General features: G+C 28.9%; 19 protein-coding genes. 12 read left to right on the top strand and 7 right to left on the bottom strand.

What is annotated here, in order from left to right; genetic code table 11:
• Positions 1-8: 8 nt before the first annotated feature.
• The 7 genes from INR78_RS07935 to INR78_RS07905 form a co-directional block, all read right to left on the bottom strand.
• Positions 9-155, bottom strand: a complete 147-nt coding sequence (locus INR78_RS07935; RefSeq protein ID WP_255593001.1) for a hypothetical protein — start codon at positions 153-155, stop codon at positions 9-11.
• Positions 156-311: 156 nt separating this feature from the next.
• Positions 312-614 carry a hypothetical protein gene (locus tag INR78_RS07930; protein WP_223076097.1) on the bottom strand — a complete coding sequence of 101 codons (303 nt, stop codon included), beginning with the start codon at positions 612-614 and terminating at the stop codon, positions 312-314.
• Positions 615-671: 57 nt separating this feature from the next.
• Positions 672-869 (bottom strand): hypothetical protein, encoded by a 198-nt coding sequence (locus INR78_RS07925; RefSeq protein WP_223076096.1) that lies wholly within the window; start codon positions 867-869, stop codon positions 672-674.
• Between the two features lies 1 nt (position 870).
• A complete protein-coding gene (locus tag INR78_RS07920; protein WP_223076095.1) occupies positions 871-1,308 on the bottom strand; it encodes a molecular chaperone DnaJ in 438 nt (145 codons plus the stop codon).
• A 7-nt stretch (positions 1,309-1,315) separates the two neighbouring features.
• Positions 1,316-1,711: a hypothetical protein gene (locus tag INR78_RS07915; RefSeq protein ID WP_223076094.1), complete on the bottom strand. Its 396-nt coding sequence runs from the start codon at positions 1,709-1,711 to the stop codon at positions 1,316-1,318.
• Positions 1,712-2,176: 465 nt separating this feature from the next.
• A complete protein-coding gene (locus INR78_RS07910) occupies positions 2,177-2,902 on the bottom strand; it encodes a hypothetical protein (RefSeq protein ID WP_223076093.1) in 726 nt (241 codons plus the stop codon).
• A complete protein-coding gene (locus INR78_RS07905) occupies positions 2,902-4,401 on the bottom strand; it encodes a tyrosine-type recombinase/integrase (protein ID WP_223076092.1) in 1,500 nt (499 codons plus the stop codon). Before INR78_RS07905 ends, INR78_RS07910 begins: the two co-directional genes overlap by 1 nt.
• Before the next feature lie 412 nt (positions 4,402-4,813).
• On the opposite strand from INR78_RS07905, the gene INR78_RS07900 reads away from it, so the two are divergent.
• From INR78_RS07900 to INR78_RS07845, 12 genes are all read left to right on the top strand, one after another.
• Positions 4,814-5,179: a hypothetical protein gene (locus INR78_RS07900; RefSeq protein WP_223076091.1), complete on the top strand. Its 366-nt coding sequence runs from the start codon at positions 4,814-4,816 to the stop codon at positions 5,177-5,179.
• A 32-nt stretch (positions 5,180-5,211) separates the two neighbouring features.
• The gene (locus INR78_RS07895; RefSeq protein ID WP_223076090.1) at positions 5,212-5,412 is read left to right on the top strand and encodes a hypothetical protein; all 201 of its coding nucleotides are present in this window, start codon (positions 5,212-5,214) and stop codon (positions 5,410-5,412) included.
• A gap of 135 nt (positions 5,413-5,547) precedes the next feature.
• On the top strand, positions 5,548-6,861 hold the full coding sequence (locus INR78_RS07890; RefSeq protein ID WP_223076089.1) for a hypothetical protein: 1,314 nt from the start codon (positions 5,548-5,550) through the stop codon (positions 6,859-6,861).
• 107 nt (positions 6,862-6,968) lie between these two features.
• Positions 6,969-7,268 carry a hypothetical protein gene (locus tag INR78_RS07885; protein ID WP_223076088.1) on the top strand — a complete coding sequence of 100 codons (300 nt, stop codon included), beginning with the start codon at positions 6,969-6,971 and terminating at the stop codon, positions 7,266-7,268.
• Positions 7,235-9,202 carry a P-loop NTPase fold protein gene (locus tag INR78_RS07880; protein ID WP_223076087.1) on the top strand — a complete coding sequence of 656 codons (1,968 nt, stop codon included), beginning with the start codon at positions 7,235-7,237 and terminating at the stop codon, positions 9,200-9,202. Before INR78_RS07885 ends, INR78_RS07880 begins: the two co-directional genes overlap by 34 nt.
• Before the next feature lie 172 nt (positions 9,203-9,374).
• Entirely contained in the window at positions 9,375-10,013 is a 639-nt protein-coding gene (locus INR78_RS07875) for a hypothetical protein (protein WP_223076086.1), read from the top strand.
• A gap of 16 nt (positions 10,014-10,029) precedes the next feature.
• Positions 10,030-11,466 carry a hypothetical protein gene (locus tag INR78_RS07870; RefSeq protein ID WP_223076085.1) on the top strand — a complete coding sequence of 479 codons (1,437 nt, stop codon included), beginning with the start codon at positions 10,030-10,032 and terminating at the stop codon, positions 11,464-11,466.
• A 140-nt stretch (positions 11,467-11,606) separates the two neighbouring features.
• Positions 11,607-12,092 carry a hypothetical protein gene (locus INR78_RS07865; RefSeq protein ID WP_223076084.1) on the top strand — a complete coding sequence of 162 codons (486 nt, stop codon included), beginning with the start codon at positions 11,607-11,609 and terminating at the stop codon, positions 12,090-12,092.
• 156 nt (positions 12,093-12,248) lie between these two features.
• Positions 12,249-15,062: a DEAD/DEAH box helicase family protein gene (locus INR78_RS07860; protein WP_223076083.1), complete on the top strand. Its 2,814-nt coding sequence runs from the start codon at positions 12,249-12,251 to the stop codon at positions 15,060-15,062.
• Positions 15,062-16,288 (top strand): restriction endonuclease subunit S, encoded by a 1,227-nt coding sequence (locus INR78_RS07855; RefSeq protein WP_223076082.1) that lies wholly within the window; start codon positions 15,062-15,064, stop codon positions 16,286-16,288. Before INR78_RS07860 ends, INR78_RS07855 begins: the two co-directional genes overlap by 1 nt.
• Positions 16,288-16,830, top strand: coding sequence for a DUF4062 domain-containing protein (locus INR78_RS07850; RefSeq protein WP_223076081.1), 543 nt, complete (start codon positions 16,288-16,290; stop codon positions 16,828-16,830). Before INR78_RS07855 ends, INR78_RS07850 begins: the two co-directional genes overlap by 1 nt.
• Complete coding sequence (locus tag INR78_RS07845; RefSeq protein ID WP_223076080.1) at positions 16,823-18,325, top strand: RNA-binding domain-containing protein; 1,503 nt, start codon at positions 16,823-16,825, stop codon at positions 18,323-18,325. The genes INR78_RS07850 and INR78_RS07845 overlap by 8 nt, the downstream gene beginning before the upstream one ends.

The following is an 18,325-nucleotide window of genomic DNA, read 5'->3' as shown; positions in this document are numbered from 1 at the left end:
GTAAACTCTTAAATTTTAAAACAAATCATAGATACCGCAGACATGTCTTTTAATTTTTTACCATCAAAGTCTAAAGTTTTAAGTGAAAAACTATTCATGTTAAGTTGATTGGTTAATATCCATTGTGTTGCTGTTAATTCTGCGTGTTCTTTCATTTGCTCTACAGCAGCAACACCTGCTCCAATAGCTAATAAACCACCTATTGCAGTTGCAGCTACAGCACCATCGTTTTAAGCTTTTACGTTGTTTGGTATAAATTGAAAGATTAAGACAAAAAGTATTATAATTTTTTCATTTGTTTAGTTTTAATTTTATTCTAATTTGTAAACTGTTGCTCCATAATAATTTACTTTCATTATACACTCAGTAGAATAACTAGCATATCCAAAATAACCTCTGAAAGTAACATAAATATTAGTATCTTTTATTTCATATAAATCACCATCTGCATCTGTTAAATCAATCTTATATTCTCCGGTATCAACACTTGTCTTAACATAGATGTAATCGATCGAATTTCCATCATCATCTAGTGTACCATAATCTAAATCTATTTTTTTGTGAAACTCTTCAACTTGATAATTATCTAAATCATCTAGATTTTGAGAAAACACATTACTAATACCTGTTACAAAAACAGAGCTATAAAATACAGTTTAATTAATTTCATATTATTCAGATTTTTCTTCCCACTTTATAACTGGTTTCATAAACTGAATCCAAACCATTGCAATAATTGGCATTGCAAAACCAAAAATTCCCCAACCTACTTGGTTACGGTTTAACTCTTTAGCTTTGCTTGCACATACGAATATTCCTAGTACTCTTAAACACAAGAATACTATTGCTAAGACACCTCTATCTTCCATATTAATTTATTTTTAAGTTTAATTTATTAATAGCTTCTTCTTTTATCTCTAAAAGTTTTTGATAATTTCTCTTGTTTTTAGATATATTTTGAAAAATTTCCTCTGCACTTGAGTGCTTATCAGTATTTATGAATCTATCAGGATGACAAGTTCTACTCAGTTGTTTATATAAGTCTTTTGAATTGTTTATACTATCCATCAAATTACTCATATCAACATTACTATTTTTGACTTTTTTCCTTAGATCTTTTTTACTAACGTCATTGAATGTTAAATCTGATAATTGCTTCTTTTTAAATAGTTTAAAAAGCAAAAAGCATATTACAGCTAATTCTAAAACTGCTATCCAAAACCATATATTTTGATAAAATAAGTCTGAATCTTGAATTAACCCAACTACCTTATCAACTTCTTGATTATTTTCTTGTATTAATTTCATAGTAAATCTATTGCAGGAAACCTCCTATGTTAGCATGATCTTTTAACGCCCATTTAACTCCATTATAACCTTGATTAGAATGTACTTCTAATGTATCCCAACCAAGTGAAATCATTTTTCGGGTTAAAGTTTCGTTATCAAGAACAACTCTTCCTATTTCAACTAATTCACTTCTTTCAAGGTTTCTACCTGATAAAGCTTTGATTCTAAATCCTCCGCCTCTCCATTTAGAAAAAGCATGTTTATATCTTGGGTCTCCTTTTGTTATTTTTGCCTCAAGTAATGTTGGAGCTGTCCCTCCTATAAATGAGAGTTTTGCTGCTTTATTAAAATCTCGAACTAAAACAAATCGTTCAGCCATTTCGCCGAACCATTCTTTGACTTCCATTATACGGTGCCACATAATTTTAAAAGTATTGGTTAATTATTTTATTGATTAATTTCAAACATAAACACAAAACATAAATATTCTTTACGGTTAACCGTAAGAGTTAAAATGTAATTAGTATGGTTTTATGCTTAAACTTATTGGGTATTATTTTGTATCAAAATAATACGTAGTAATAGAAAAGTTATGGTTATTCATTTGATTAATTAGCGATTAATTGATTTTGAATATTTTGGTTGGAATAAAACTAAAGAAAATCTTCAAAGTTGAAAGTTAATTCAAGTCTATTTTTCTATAATTCTTACTAAACCAAAATAACATAAAAACAAATCCGTTTTTGAAAACCAACATTAATTCAACAAGAATCAACAATATTCAACAGCAGATCAACAGCGGATAAACGATAAATCAACAAGATTCAACAACTAATCAACAAAAATCAACAGCGGATCAACAAGATTCAACAAAAATCAACAGCAATTATACATCTAAATTAAAAACACGCTTTAGTATATAACTTTCAGCTTCTTGATTAGCTTTTTCTTTTATGGCTTGTAATTTTTCTTTCTTTAGTTGCGACTTTGACTTTTTAACTTCTTCTTTTTTGTCATCAATTAAAAGTTGCTTTTTTGTTTTAAAGTCTTCAACTTTTAATTCTGGAATTTTTGAATTTGGAAAAGTACCCTTTAAGTCATTTAATCTTTTTTGATTTAACCAAGAATTTATATTTATTGGCGGAAAATTGTAAGGACTAAATTTAGAATCAAATTCCTCTTTATGTTTAATTAAATAATGATATTGATTTTTAAAGGAAGCTTTAATTGTATTATTAGTTTCTGGTATGTCATTATCAATATTATTAAAATAATACTCAGCTATATAAATTACTGCGTTAAGAGAATCTGTATATTTTTCTAATATGTACTTAAAATTATCTTTGTTATGCTGTTGTTTTAAAATATTTAAATCAAATATATTTTGACTTAACATAGATGATTTACCCATAAGCATAAAAAGCTCGGTCATTGTAGGTTCTTTGTCATAACCCTTTTTATCAATAATAATGATTTTATTAACCAAATTCTGAAAAAAAGTATCACCTTCTTTATTTATAAAATTGACGAAACGCTGAGGTACATATCCTATTGAACAACATATTAGTCCTAAGTTTAATTTATGATATATTTTACTTAAATCCTGTTCCATTAGCTTTTTAATAAATCTGAATAATCGTTAGGCAATTCAACATCAATATCACGAAGATAAGATTCCAATGCAGTCATAGAGGTATGACCTGTAATTTGCATTAGCTGACTTTTTGCTTCATGTGGTGATGAGTTTTCTTTTAATGCTCTGTATAATTTAGTTATAAATGTATGTCTAAAACTATACAAACCATACTCTTTACCTAAGTTAAACTTATCTTTTACTACTGTTTTAAAACGAAGGCTATATTTTCCTCTTTTAGTATCCTCTGATGCATTCCAATAACCGCCTAATTTTTTATAATTAAAAAGAAACTCATCCTCCTTAAATTGACTCAAATCTGGTAATTCATCAATAAGTATCGATGGAATAATTTTAGTTTTTAAAGGCTTATTTTTTGCTTTAAAAGAAATTGTTTTGTTCTTTAAATTAATATCTCCAATTTTTAATCGGCACACTTCTATTGGTCTTAAAAAGTTATACGACACAAATTTTATAAATAAAAGTAATGTTGGATCAGCTTTTTCTAAATAATCAAAAATTTCTTTTTGCTGCTCTTCTGTGTAGGTTTTGTTTCTTACCGAATTAGTTTTAAGCTTTTTTATCGAAACTATCTCATTAGTCTTTAAAACATCATTATCTACTAATGTTGAATAAAAACTACTAATACTTGCTTTATAATTATTTCTATTTCTAGCTGAAGAGTTTAAAAGCACCTTGTTTAAATATTTAATCACAACTGATTTATCTACTTGTTCAATATACTTTAAATGCTTTTGTTCTTTACGTAACCAGTCTTTAAATCGTTTTATGTGACTTGAATATGTTCTATAACTAGTTACTCTTAACGACTTTTGTTTTATCCTATCATCTAGGTTAAATGCATCGTCAATTAAAGTTTTGCCTTTATTATCTTCAACTTCTTTTTTTGATGTTGAATTAGACGCCTCTTTTATCTGGTTTCCTTCGGTTGCTGTACCCGAAACAGTTTTGGTTACGTCTTGGTTAACTTTGGTTAAATTTGGTTGTGTATTATCCTTTTCAACAGGCTTCACCTCTTCCAAAATACCAGCATTTACAGTATTAGAACCAACATCACTATTTTTATCTACTGTAGTTAACCTATTTGGTTTTTCCGGTTGCGGTTTTGGTTCATTTTTGGTTGGTGTATTCAGTCTTGTATGCAGCTCTGTATTATCTTCATATGGACTATAACCTTGCTTTAAAAGTTTTAATAAAACACGCCTATAAATAGTTAGAACGGCTAAACGTTCTTCTTTTGTTTTATAGGTGTTTGCATCGCCATATATTGGCGTTTGTCTAGTTAGCTTTCCTGTTTCAGGATTTCTGTAGGAAAAATACACGTACCATCGTTTTGATAGGTCGTTGTTTCCTAAGTAAATTTTTGGTTCAGAATATTGTTGTTTCATAGTCAAATCGTATGCACTTTCGTATGCACTTCTGTATTCACTTTCAATTAACTGCTGAAAATTAAGCATAAAAAAACGGTTTGTGAGGACACAAACCGTTGATTTTATTAGTCTAAAGACTTAGTAGCGGGAACAGGACTCGAACCTGTGACCTTCGGGTTATGAGTTGTATTTTAAACTCAAAAACACCTTCTTTTATGTCTTTTTTAGTAAAATCGTGTACAGAAGTATGTCCGTCAGTTATACTTAATATGGAGTAAAAGTAGTAATATTAAATTTACAATAGCATAACGCTATGGAATATGATTATTATGTTATATTTGAAATAGAATTTAAATTAATATGCATTACGGTTATCCGTAATAAATCTATTATTAGAGTTATTATTTTTGATTACTATCTAAACATAATTCATAACAGATTAAAAAGAAAAGAAACTTCCTATTCAATACGAAAATATATAATAATTAAAACCAATAAAATGACAAGAAAATACATCTTGATTATATTAAGCTTATTTGCATTTCAGAGCTACTCTCAAACTTGTGAAGAACTAATGGAATCAATTAAAGAAAATAACTACGGAACAACATACAACAGTTTTACAAGTGAAGCTATATCTAAAGTTACTTTCTACGATGTGACAGTTGATTATCAAACTTATTATTTTGCAATAGTATGCTTTAAACAAAAATATTCTTATGGCTGCAATGAATACTTATATCAGGTTTCATCTAGGACTGAGATAAATTATTCTTTAAACTATTTGGACAGCGCTGGTAAAGCTTTTTGGAAGTACATACAACCTCACAACGAGAATTTAGACTGTGCTCCAACATTTAATTAAACTAGATCATAAGTAGAATTAATAAGTAAAAATTGGAATCAGGAGAAAAAATCTGTAAAAACTGTAAACATTTGTTTATTTCTGGCATGCTAAAATCATGGGGAGAAACTTCTGGTTACTGTAATTTAATAAACCTTAGTAATAGACAAAAATTCAAACACAATGATATTCCTAAAGCAAAAGTCGAATCCATAAAATCAGTAACAGATAGTTGTGATAAATTTGAGAAATAGAAGATATAGACAACAGCTTCTGTAAGCAAACTAGATACCCACCTTATTAAGTTGAGTAAACCTGATAAAAGTATTAAGGCTTCAATAAAAAATATAATAACATTATTGCAATCAATAACACCTCTTAAAAAAACAATGAATAGTCATTTAAATATATTTAAGTCATACACTAATAAAAACCGTTCATATCAATTAGAAAATGACTTAACCAGAGCTTTAGCAATTTCTCTTCAAGAAGATTCTCTTTTTTTTCATGAAATTATTAAAGAGATTTTAAAAGGAACAAACTTTTATAATCAGCTTTTTGAATCTATAGAAAGCGAAACAAGTGTAAACATAAACATACAGCAAAGAACTAGTCAAATATCTGGATTTGATCACATTTTCGCTATCTCATTAAGTGAATCTGAAATTGATGACTTTTGGTCACAAAACAATAATAAGTATTATGACCCGATATGTGATTTAGTAATTCAGATTAACAATATAGTTTTTGTTTTTGAAGCAAAAAGAGATGATGTAAATTGTACTCATCAACTTTACAACCAAATATTAAATATTACTAAATCAGAGGACGAATTCAAAGAGTTTAATAAAGATAATTACGGAGAAATTATTACTCCTTTTGATTTTAATTGGCCTAAGCTAATGGCTATTGCTATTAAGGTTTCTAGCTTTGAAAAAACCATGAATAGTCAGAATAGGTTTTTATCTGATTTTATCTCTTTAGTGAAGCAACATAATTTTAGATGGTTACCAGAACCATCAATCTCTGCTCTTCAGCCTTCTAATAAAAAAGCTATATTAAGAAGAATTGAATCAACCATTGAAGAGTATGCTAAAACATCTAAAATTAATAGACTAAATTATAATGATAGATTAGGACTTGAATTTTATAAAAACTGGGCTAAAGAAATACTATTTAGCATTAATGATAAAGGAAGTTTAATAGTTGGGATATATCCTGGTAACACCAAAGCACAAGGGTATTCTCTTTTTAGTAAAAATCCTAAATTTAGAGAAAAGCTAAATATTTTAGACAATGAATACCTTGTCTCATACAGATACCATGTTAAAATGACAAGTTTTCAAAAATATTTTCAAGGTCTTTGGTTTTCAGAAAACGATTTAAAAAAACCACTTTACACAAAAGAAAATTTCCTGGAATTTACTGGTAGAAAGAAAAGAGGCGAACATTGGACACAACTATCATACTTATTTGATGATCATCTTAATTACAACTGGAAAAAGCAATGTGACTGGGAAAATTCAATAATAAATTCAGGTAAAAATCAATTTGATATTTCTTTTGGATATGAAATTCATATAGAGATACCTTTTGAGAAATTAAAACAATTAGATCAAAAACAATCAGAACTAGACAATTTGATAAATCTAATTAATGACATATACAATAGCTTTAGTGACAATTTGTTGGTAGAAGAATAAATATGACTAAAGCATATGCTTATTTCTCTTTTTACCCTACACTATTAAATATTAACTAGTTTATAATTCGTTTTAACATACTAAACCAAAATTTAAATAAACCAAACATGATTGCAAGAGTAGAAAAAAAAGGGAACTATTTGGAAACCTATGACAATAAAGGCAAAAGAATTAGTCGATTATATACTAATTCTGATTTCTTAGGATATTCTTCAGAAATAGTAGTCATTCAAAATAATAATTATATAGAAGTATATGATCAGGAACTAAAAAGAATATCTAGAATATATAAAAAAGTAGATAAATTTCTAGGTGCTTCAGGAAATACATTTTCCATTCAAAATGGTAATTATGCTGAAACATATGACGAAAAATGCAAAAGAATAAACAGAAAATACAACAATTAATCATGATTAAATCAAGTATAACAGATATACCAAGAAATGTATCACTTGGAGAAAAAGACAATTTTGGCATCGAACCATTTGAAAATGGACTCACCAAATTCATTCAAAACACAAATACTCCAATAACTATTGCTCTACAAGGAGAATGGGGAAGCGGAAAAACATCATTAATGAACAGCTTAAAAGACAATTTAAGCAAAAAAGATAATTCTAAATTTCATTCTATTTGGTTAAATACCTGGGAATATGCTTTAATGAAAGATGCATCATCAACATTAATAGATATTATCTCAAAATTGATAGAAAGCGTTTCTACTATTGCTAATGTTGACAATGAAAAGAAAACTAAGTTATTAAAGAATGTCAAAAAAATTGGTTTTTCTGCCCTTAAGGTTGCTAGTTCACTCAATAGCATAACAAGTTCTGCAATGGATGAATATACAAAAGCTTTAAGTCAAGAACAAGATGTAACAATTAGTCAAATTAGGGACGAATTAGAAACTATAATAGCTAATTGTTTAGACAAAGACACAAGCAAAGAAGGTTTTATCTTTTTTATTGATGATTTAGATCGAATAGATCCTCCTATTGCAGTACAGCTTTTAGAGTTATTAAAGAATATTTTCACTCTTAAAAACTGTGTTTTTGTCTTAGCCATAGACTATGACGTTGTTATAAAAGGACTTGAGCCAAAATTTGGAAAATTATCTGAACAAAACGAAAGAGAATTTCGTTCTTTTTTTGACAAGATTATCCAAGTTCCTTTTTCTATGCCAGTAAGAAGCTATAAAATTGATACTTTTTTAAAAGAAAGCTTAGTATCAATAAATTATATAAGTGAAGCACTAGCTGAAAATGAAAAGCTTGTCTCTAAATTTTCCGAAATTTCAAACTTATCTGTAGGAACTAATCCAAGAGCGTTAAAAAGACTTATGAACTCTCTTTCTCTTATAAGCTGTATCAACACTACAAAAAATCACTCTCAAGATGATGATCAATTAAATGAAGAATTAGAGCTATTAATAAACTACGCATTGGTTAGTATACAAATTGCTTACCCGCCTGTTTACAGATTACTTTCTTTACACTCTGCATTTGATAAATGGAATGAGAATGTTGCCTTGCAAATGAATTTAAAACCACTAGATCCACAAAGTATAGACAAGCTAAATCAGTCAGAAGAGTTTGATGAAGAATGGGAAAAAGTATTATTTCGTCTTTGTGAAAACGATCACTATCTAAAGAAGCGTGCATTAAGCATATCTAGACTATTAAACTCTCTTAAAGATTCAATAACAGAAAAAGGAGAAGATATTGAGGATATAATTAGTTCTGTAATTTCATTATCATCAGTAACCAATCTTGAAGCATTTGACAAACCTGTTGTAGACTATCATAGAGGTAATTTCTTAAAACATTTAAGACATCTTATAATACCTGAATTAAAAAACAATCTACCAAAAATAGCAAATCAAATAAATCCACAAGGTAAAAGAGTTCAATCCAATGCCTATATAAAATTTACTGAAAAAGATTGGGGACATTGGATTAAACTAAATTCGCAACCCTATGAAGGTGGTATTAGATTAATGATAACTTCAGATAAATGGGTTTCTCCAATAAAAAACAATAAAACCTTACAAGATTCTATTAAAGAAGCTGGACTAGAAAATGATTTTAATCAATTAGAAGCAGATTACAATAATTTCATAACAAGTTACTCTAACTTTACTGCTACAAAATTTTATGATCAAGTTGTTAACCGAGAAGGCTGTTTTGTATTGAACTATTATATCTTTTTAACCCTTCCAAATACAACTGTTTTTTATGAAGAAAACAATGTTAAAAATATTGGCTTAGTAATTACTGAAATGTATAAGTTTTTAGTGCGTTTAGAAGACTTAAAAAATAAAGTTTGGGAGTATTACGAGTAAATCACATTTCAAAACAAACCGATTCAATCACTTTAAAATGAATAAATTAAAACTTTAGAAACAAAAGCAACAGGAGCTAATAAACTAGTTTAAAATTATTTTTTATTGTTTTTATTGAAGGTTATTTTATTCTAAAAAAATTTAAACTATAAAATCTACAAACCAAACTCTTATGATTGACAAATATCGTAACCGACTAAAAGAAATCATTGAAATGTCGTTTCAAACGTTAGAAATGAAACTTGCAAACGGAGGAATAAATTCTAGAAATGAGGCTTCTTTTCAGCTCGAACTAGGATATATTTTAAAAGTTTTCGGGCAACTTTACGAATTTGCCCCTAAAGAAAAATTTAATCTTGAAATGGAAAGTTATATTAAGTTAAATACAAAGAGTATTAAAAGTAATAGCAAAAAAGCAAGAATAGATATTTTATTAACTTTTGGAACCGAAACTGAATTTGCAACTGGAGCAATAGAACTTAAATTCTTTAAAAAGAAAAACCACAGAGAGCCCAATAACAGATACGATATCTTTAAAGACATATCTAATTTAGAAGCTTACAAAGAAGATGGAATTGACTTAAACTATCTTTTCATTTCGACTGACCATAAACACTATGTAAATCAACTAGAATATTCAGTAGATACTAAAGACTTTGATATACGTAAAGGATCATCTTATAAATCAGGACAAGTTTTAGAATACAGAACAGCTAATCCTTATGGACCACCAATAAAGTTAAAAGGAAATTATGAGTTTGATTGGAGTGATCCAATTGAAAATATTTATTTTACAAAAATAGAAATTTAAAACTCTTACTACAGAGATGAAAGAAAGCAAACTAACTTTAAAAATTATTAATATTAAAATTAGAACACTAAATGTAACTAGAGAATTAAAAGTTTTAAATGGTTTAATTAATCAAAAAAATCATCCTGTAAATAATGACAAATTAAGTACTGAGATAAATTCTATAAATAAAGGGTTAAAAATATTATCGCTTATTTTAAGCAAAAAAAAACATGAATCATTACATAATTTAATAGAACAAGTTAGAAAAGATGATAAGCTGTACGTTTTTTTAAGAAAAAACACCAAAAAAAACAACAATAAAAAATTTACTATTAATAGCTTACTAAAAAGCTTAACTACTTTAAATAAGGATATAAATATTCAAAATAAATCAAATTTAACTATATCTACTAACTCAGTTCGAAATTGTTTAAGGTTATTGTTTTTATTAATTGACAAAAAAGAACAAAAACTATTAACACCCTTAACCACTCTTATAAATGATAATAATGACCTATACCAATATATTCATCATAGAACACGATCTTTAGATAATAAGAAACTACTTTCTCCTAAGAATATTTTAAAATCTATGTATGAAGTTTTAAATGAGGTGAAAAAAGAGAAAGATAACGGTATAGTATTAAGAAAAAAACCAATAAAAAAGAAAAAAGTTAAAATAAAAGAAGAAGTTGTTGTAGAGGAAATTACCAAGAAAGACTGTGATAAAGTATATTTTACTTGGAAAAACCTAATTTTTACTAATAGAGGAATAAAGGTAGATCCCAATATTTTGTATTTATCAATATCAATTGACGGGCCAACAAATATTTTAAATCAATTAAGCGAAACTTATTTTCAAAAAAAATATGCAAACGAACTTTATAAAGTTTATATTAATAAGTCAACAAGAAAAATAGTACTAAATTTATCTACAGACATAGATAAAATTAGAGACATCGTTATAAATCACGTAAATAATGTAAAAAAAACACAACTTAAAAGATCACAGATAAAAAAAGAAACAAAAGAAAATAAGCAGTTATCGTTTTCGAAAGAAATCAATTTAAATGAAATTAAAAAAAAATTTAAAAGCAATACATTTATTATACATGCTTCCAAGTTCATAAAAAATAAAAATAAAGCTATTGCTTTGTGGGAAAACAATAATTCCTCACTAGAAGAAGCCTTACTAATAATCATTAAAAAAAACAGACACAACTTTGTTATCTGGGAAAACATTAATGAAAATAGAGCATGCTATATCTTTAAATTCAATAATATAAATTTCAATAAAAAATTAAATAACTTAAAAAAATTTATAAATTCAAATGTTGAATATAAAAGATATGATCTATTTGCCAATAACGGGAAAGCAAACAAATTAAATTATTTAGAATATTATACTGTTACTCATGAAGATATCAACACATATAAAAGCAAACTAAACACAATTTTGAGATCTTTTTAAACCTTAATAAAATTACATTATTATATTATAAACACAATTTTACAACCCTCAAGAATTAACAATTAACCTAAATACAGTTCAACAAAACCCTCTGCTTAGAGTTTAAAAACTAACATTCCAAATAATTAAAAATAACAAAAATGAAAAAAACACTATTATTAACATTAACATGTTTGCTTTATGGACTTTTAACAGCTCAAACAATTACGTATAGTGATATGATTATTGGTTCCGAAAATTATGAGGTATTTAGAGAAACTCTATTATCAAAAAATTATATGATTGAGTCTCATAATACAGATAAGGATGGTTATGTTACAGATATTTTCTATCCAATCGAACTAGCTAACAAAGGAAAAAAACATAGAGTTTCTATGTCCTATAAACCTAATATGAAACCAGCATATATCTTATTAAATATCTGTGATGAATATAAAGAAAAGTTCATTGTAATGCAGAATAAAATAAAAGCAAACTTTTCGGTTGACAAGACTTATTTTAATGAAGATGCTAACAATTATACAACACGTTATTCAAATGGAAAAACCTATTTTACAATTGCAAACTATCTTGATTCGAATAACTCATCTTTATGCGTACAAATAACATGCTCTAAAAAGTTTTAAACACATATTTTAGTTTTCTTTAAAAACTTAATAAAATTGTATTTATCAACAGATTATACATCATAATAAACCATAAGATTCATAGTTTATTTTACAAAATATTACATTTTATTTTAATTAAAAAAACGTAATTTAGAACCCTTTAAAAATTAATCAATGACTAAAAACATCAACCAAAACCCTGAACAAATAGCTCGTGATAAAATAGACGAAATGCTACGTGCAGCTGGTTGGTTAGTTCAGTCTAAAAACAAAATTGATTTATCTGCAGGAAAAGGAATTGCAGTTCGTGAATACCAAACGGATGTAGGACCTGCAGACTATGTACTTTTCGTTGACCGAAAACCTGTCGGAATTATAGAAGCAAAACGAGAAGACGAAGGACACAGATTAACTATTGTTGAAGAACAATCTTCAAACTATGCCAACGCAAAACTTAAATATCTAAATAACGACCCTTTACCTTTCGTGTATGAAAGTACCGGAACAATAACACGTTTTACAGATTATCGAGACCCAAAGCCAAGAGGTAGAAATGTATTTTGTTTTCATAAACCTGAAACCATTGCAAAATGGTTGAAAAAAGGAAAAAGTCTTCGTGAAAGATTGTTATCAATTCCAACATTAGACGAAACAGGACTACGTCCTGCTCAAATTGTAGCGATTAACAATCTAGAACATTCTTTTAAAAAGAACAGACCCAAAGCCTTAATCCAAATGGCAACTGGCGCAGGTAAAACCTTTACTGCTGCCACATTTATTTATCGTTTATTAAAACACGCAGATGCAAAGCGTATTTTATTTTTGGTAGACACCAAAAACTTAGGTGAACAGGCAGAGCAAGAGTTTATGACCTTCCAGCCTAATGACGATAATCGAAAATTTACAGAATTATACAATGTTCAGCGTTTAACATCAAGTTATATCGCAAACGACAGCCAAGTATGTATTTCAACTATACAACGCCTCTACTCTATTTTAAAAGGAGAAGAATTAGACGAAAGTGCAGAGCTTGATAATCCAAACGAAAATTCTTGGCTTCAAAATAAACTGGCTAAAAATAAAGCTGTTCCTGTAGAATACACACCAAAAGTACCTATTGAACAATTTGATTTTATAGTCATTGACGAAGCGCACCGTTCTATTTACAATCTTTGGAAACAAGTTCTTGACTATTTTGATGCGTTTTTAATTGGCTTAACAGCAACACCAGACAAAAGAACTTTCGGTTTTTTTAATGAAAATGTTGTAAGTCAATACACCTATGAAGAATCTGTAATAGATGGTGTAAATGTGCCTTATGATGTGTACACCATTGAAACAGAAATCTCTAAAAATGGTGGTATAGTAGAGTCTGGATGGTTTGTTGATAAAAGAGATAAATTAACACGTAAGTTGCAATGGGAACAGATGGATGAAGACGAGCATTACAACAAAAATAAACTTGACAAAAAAGTTGTCAATCCAAGTCAAATTAGAAACATCATTCGTGAATACAAAAAGGCTTTAAAAACAACTATTTATCCAAATCGTATAGATGAAAATGGCGAATACGAAGTACCAAAAACTTTAGTATTTGCCAAAACAGATAGTCATGCAGACGATATTATAAAAATTATAAGAGAAGAATTTGACGAAGGCAACGACTTTTGTAAAAAAGTAACCTATAAAATAGACGAAGACCCAAAATCGGTATTAAACCGTTTTAGAAATTCATATTATCCAAGAATTGCCGTTACAGTAGATATGATTGCAACTGGTACAGACGTAAAACCTTTAGAAGTTTTACTGTTTATGCGAGATGTAAAAAGCATCAACTACTTTGAGCAAATGAAAGGTCGTGGTACACGAACCATTAATAGTGATTCTTTACAATTAGTAACCAAAACAGCAAAAAGTAAAACACATTTCGTTATTGTAGATGCAGTTGGTGCCACCAAATCTAAAAAAACAGACAGCAGACCTCTAGAGCGCCAAAAATCTGTTCCTATGAAAGATTTATTGGGTGCAGTAACTATGGGAGTTGCGGACGAAGATTTGTTTTTGTCTTTGGCTAACCGTTTAATTCGTTTAGAAAAACAAATTACAGAAAAGGAAAAAGATAGATTATTAGAATTTTCTGGTGGAAAAAACTTAAAACAAATTACCAAAGAATTAATTACAGCTTTTGACCAAGATGAAATTGAAACCAAAGCACAAATTGAGATTGATAAAATTCCTGCGCAAGACCAAACACCTGCTTTAATCGAAGAAGCTAAAAAGAAGGCACAAGAGCAGTTAATTTTAGAAGCAAGCAAAACATTTAACGGAGAATTAAACGACTATTTAGATAATGTTCGTAAACAACACGAACAAATTATAGACAGCGTAAACATAGATACGGTTACAAAAAGCGAATGGGAAACCACTTCTGTAGATAAAGCAAAGGAAGTTGTAAAAGACTTTACCGAATATCTGGAAGCAAACAAAGACGAGATTAAAGCATTAAGTATCTTTTACAACCAACCTTATAACCGCAGAAGCATCACGTTTAAAATGATAAAAGAAGTGATGGAAAAGCTGCAATTAGAAAAACCACTATTAGCACCAGATTATGTTTGGGATGCATATACACAATTAGAAGATGTAAAAAGCCAACAACCCAAAGACCAATTAACGGCGTTGGTATCTTTAATTAGAAAAGTTTGTGGTATAGATAAAGAGTTAAAAGCATTTGATAAAACCATAGACGAAAACTTTAAAAACTGGATGTTTAAACAAAACGCAGGACAACACAACCGTTTTACCACAGAGCAGGTAGAATGGTTACGAATGATAAAAGACCACGTAGTAAGCAGTTACCACATAGAGATAGACGATTTAGACTACACACCTTTTGACGCTAAAGGTGGCAAAGGAAAAATGTACCAACTCTTTGGTAAGGAAATGAACACGATTATTAACGAATTGAATGAAGTACTAGCAGCATAATGAAGGAAGATTGCGAAATAAATTACAAGGATGCTGTTTTTAAAATATCGACTACCAAACAAAAATTAAAACAGAAAGAATATTTACAGAAAGGAAAAATACCTGTGATTGACCAAGGTCAAGAACTAATTGGTGGTTTTACTAATGATAAAGAAAAAATACTTGATTGTAAATTGCCTGTCGTTGTTTTTGGAGACCATACAAAAAATGTAAAACTTATTAATTTTCCTTTTGCACCAGGAGCAGATGGAACTAAAGTTTTACAACCTAAAAAGGGAATATTGCCAAAATACCTTTCCTATGTGACAGAGGTTTTAGTTTTCAAAATAAAAGATAATGGATATGCAAGACACTATCAACATATTGAAAAAGAAGATTTCCCTTTAGTTTCAATACCAGAACAACAAGCTAACGTCAAAAAAATAGAAGAACTTTTTAGCAGTTTAGATAGTGGTATTGCAGACCTTAAAAAAGCACAAGACCAATTGGCTGTTTATAGACAAGCGGTTTTAAAAAAGGCTTTTGAGGGAATTAAAGAATTTAAGCCATTAAAAGAGTGTGGAGAATGGAAAGGTGGCGGAACACCAAATCGTCAAATAAAAGAATATTGGGAAAATGGCAAGATTCCTTGGGTTAGTTCTCGTGATGTAAAAACTAAAGAAATTCACGATACAGAAAGACATATTACAGAAATAGCAATTCCAAATTCTAGCACAAAATGGATTGAAGAAAATTCACTTCTATTTGTAATGCGAAGTGGAATTTTACGAAGAATTTTTCCAATTGCTATTGCAAAAACTAAGCTTTGTGTAAATCAAGATATCCAAACAGTTTCTCTTGATGCTAATTGGAATACAGAATACGTGTACTGGTTTTTACAAGGAAATGAATCTGATATTAGACATTCTTGCTCTAAAGATGGCACAACCGTTGAAAGTATAGATGCAAATTCTTTAAAAGCTTATCTAGTACCTTTTTGTAGTTTAAAACAACAACACCAAATCGTCCAAGAAATTGAAAGTCGTTTATCTGTTTGCGATAAAGTAGAAAAAGACATTGCAAACAGTTTAGAAAAAGCCCAAGCCTTACGCCAAAGTATTCTTAAAAAAGCATATGAGGGTACTTTGTTAAATGAAGAAGAATTAGCAGCTTGTAAACAACATAAAGATTACGAACCTGCTAGTGTTTTGTTGGAGAGGATTAAAGCTGAGAAAAAGAGTAAATAATGGCAGATAAAAAATTAAAAATAATGGTTTCTTCTACGGTTTACGGCTCAGACTCTGATTTAGACCAGATAAAGTACACACTAGAAGGATTTGGTTATGATGTTGTTATGTCTAAAGAGGGCTCTGTGTATGTGCCTATTGACAATGACCCAACAGCTGCTTGTTTAAAAGCAGTTGAGGATTGTGATTTGTTTTTTGGTATTATTTTCCCAAGATATGGTTCGGGCATAACGCATAAAGAATTTCAAAAAGCCATAGAGGAAGACAAGCCAATGTGGTTTATGTGCCATCATTTTATAGAATATACTAGAAAATTAATGCAACAATTCATGTTCGATAAAGATAAAAATCGTCTTGATTTTGATATTCATCCAACTAGCGTTTTAGATAGCGTAAAAGTAGTTGATATGTATAATTTAGTTAGACATAAATGGGTGCAACCATTTTTTAAAATAGATGATATTTTGTCTTTTATTACTACACAATTTAAAGATATAGAGGCAAGAAAAGAAGAATTAAAAAACAGAAAGAAAAATGAGTAACGAACAACTTTTAAACGACCTTATCAAGCAAGGTGAAAGTGAACAACTAGAGTTCAAAACAGTTGTTCAAAAAGATAGTATTGCAAAAAATCTTTGTGCATTTTTAAATGCAGATGGCGGAAGAGTAATTGTAGGGGTAACTGATGATGGTGAAGTTTTAGGTATTGAAAATGCAGTTTCTTACAAAGAAGAATTGCAAGCATTTTTAATCAATGCTATTGTTCCTGATGTGCCCATTAGTATTTCAGTTGAAATTTTAAACCAAAAAGAACTATTGGTTTTTAAAGTTTGGGGTGGCAGTAAGCAACCTTACATCTATGATGGAAGTATATTTTACAGAAAAGGAAACAAAACCCAAAAAGCAACATCAAAAGAAATAGCTTCACTAATTCACGACAGACAGCAAACAGAAAAACATTGGGAACGTCAACTCGTACTTGGAGTTGATTTGGAAGATTTAGACACCAAACTCATTAGAAAAACAATTGAAGAGTCTATAATTAATTATCGTAGTAGTTTTGAAGGAAATGATATTTTAGATTTTCTTACACATTATGGCTTATATAGTAATGGTTCTTTCACCAATGCCTGTGTAGTGTTATTTGCAAAAAATCCGAGTAAGTATATTCCTCAAATTAGAGTTCGCCTAACCGAATATGCAGAAGGCAAAAACGATAACGCTTTAATCAGAAATGAAATACTAGAAGGTAATTTGTTTCAAATTAGAGATGAGCTAGAACGTTATGTAAATGGTTTAGGTGTAAGAAGTGTTTTTGATGATAAGCAATGGAAACGTTTAGATTTTACCTTTCCCAAAAGAGCTTTACAAGAAGGAATAATTAATGCTTTAATGCATAGAGATTATAGTAGTTTTTCAAGCAGCGTAACTATTAGTGTTTATCCGGATAAATTTGTGATTTCAAATAGTGGTAAACTTCCGGACGATATTAAAGTTAAAGATTTAAAAAAGAATCACGATTCTCATCCTGTTAACCCAGATATAGCACATATTGTGTTTCTTAATGGTCTAATTGATAAATTAGGTAGAGGTACTATTAGAATGATTGAAGAATGTAAAGATGCTGGTTTAAAAGTACCTTCCTGGAAAGAAACTTCATCAGGTGTTGTACTTACTTTTAATGGTCCAAGAGGTTTAGCAGAAAAGAAAGAAAGAAATGATGCTGTAAATGATGCTGTAAATGATGCTGTAAATGATGCTGTAAAAGAATTTATAAATGATGCTGTAAGTGATGCTGTAAATGATGCTGCAAGTGATGCTGTAATAAAACGTTTAATACAAGAAGTTTTATTGCTTTTAGTAGAGCGAGGAAAAGGATTAAAAGATTTAATGGCTTCATTTAATGTTGCCAGAGCTACTATGCAGAGAGATATGGCTCTTTTAAAAGCACATCAATTTGTAATTTTTAAAGGCTCACCTAGAACAGGTGTTTATGAATTAACAGACTCATTTAAAAAAGAAATAGAAAAAATATAA

The organism is Mesoflavibacter sp. SCSIO 43206 (assembly GCF_019904215.1).
Classification (GTDB): domain Bacteria; phylum Bacteroidota; class Bacteroidia; order Flavobacteriales; family Flavobacteriaceae; genus Mesoflavibacter; species Mesoflavibacter zeaxanthinifaciens.
Note: the sequence above shows the minus strand (reverse complement) of the source record. Positions and strands in the feature narration are given on the sequence as shown.

Coding starts and splice junctions, on each gene's coding strand:
- INR78_RS07935 (WP_255593001.1), bottom strand. CDS start 155: ATGAAAGAACACGCAGAATTAACAGCAACACAATGGATATTAACCAAT.
- INR78_RS07925 (WP_223076096.1), bottom strand. CDS start 869: ATGGAAGATAGAGGTGTCTTAGCAATAGTATTCTTGTGTTTAAGAGTA.
- INR78_RS07920 (WP_223076095.1), bottom strand. CDS start 1,308: ATGAAATTAATACAAGAAAATAATCAAGAAGTTGATAAGGTAGTTGGG.
- INR78_RS07915 (WP_223076094.1), bottom strand. CDS start 1,711: ATGTGGCACCGTATAATGGAAGTCAAAGAATGGTTCGGCGAAATGGCT.
- INR78_RS07910 (WP_223076093.1), bottom strand. CDS start 2,902: ATGGAACAGGATTTAAGTAAAATATATCATAAATTAAACTTAGGACTA.
- INR78_RS07905 (WP_223076092.1), bottom strand. CDS start 4,401: ATGCTTAATTTTCAGCAGTTAATTGAAAGTGAATACAGAAGTGCATAC.
- INR78_RS07900 (WP_223076091.1), top strand. CDS start 4,814: ATGACAAGAAAATACATCTTGATTATATTAAGCTTATTTGCATTTCAG.
- INR78_RS07890 (WP_223076089.1), top strand. CDS start 5,548: ATGAATAGTCATTTAAATATATTTAAGTCATACACTAATAAAAACCGT.
- INR78_RS07885 (WP_223076088.1), top strand. CDS start 6,969: ATGATTGCAAGAGTAGAAAAAAAAGGGAACTATTTGGAAACCTATGAC.
- INR78_RS07880 (WP_223076087.1), top strand. CDS start 7,235: ATGCAAAAGAATAAACAGAAAATACAACAATTAATCATGATTAAATCA.
- INR78_RS07875 (WP_223076086.1), top strand. CDS start 9,375: ATGATTGACAAATATCGTAACCGACTAAAAGAAATCATTGAAATGTCG.
- INR78_RS07870 (WP_223076085.1), top strand. CDS start 10,030: ATGAAAGAAAGCAAACTAACTTTAAAAATTATTAATATTAAAATTAGA.
- INR78_RS07865 (WP_223076084.1), top strand. CDS start 11,607: ATGAAAAAAACACTATTATTAACATTAACATGTTTGCTTTATGGACTT.
- INR78_RS07860 (WP_223076083.1), top strand. CDS start 12,249: ATGACTAAAAACATCAACCAAAACCCTGAACAAATAGCTCGTGATAAA.
- INR78_RS07855 (WP_223076082.1), top strand. CDS start 15,062: ATGAAGGAAGATTGCGAAATAAATTACAAGGATGCTGTTTTTAAAATA.
- INR78_RS07850 (WP_223076081.1), top strand. CDS start 16,288: ATGGCAGATAAAAAATTAAAAATAATGGTTTCTTCTACGGTTTACGGC.
- INR78_RS07845 (WP_223076080.1), top strand. CDS start 16,823: ATGAGTAACGAACAACTTTTAAACGACCTTATCAAGCAAGGTGAAAGT.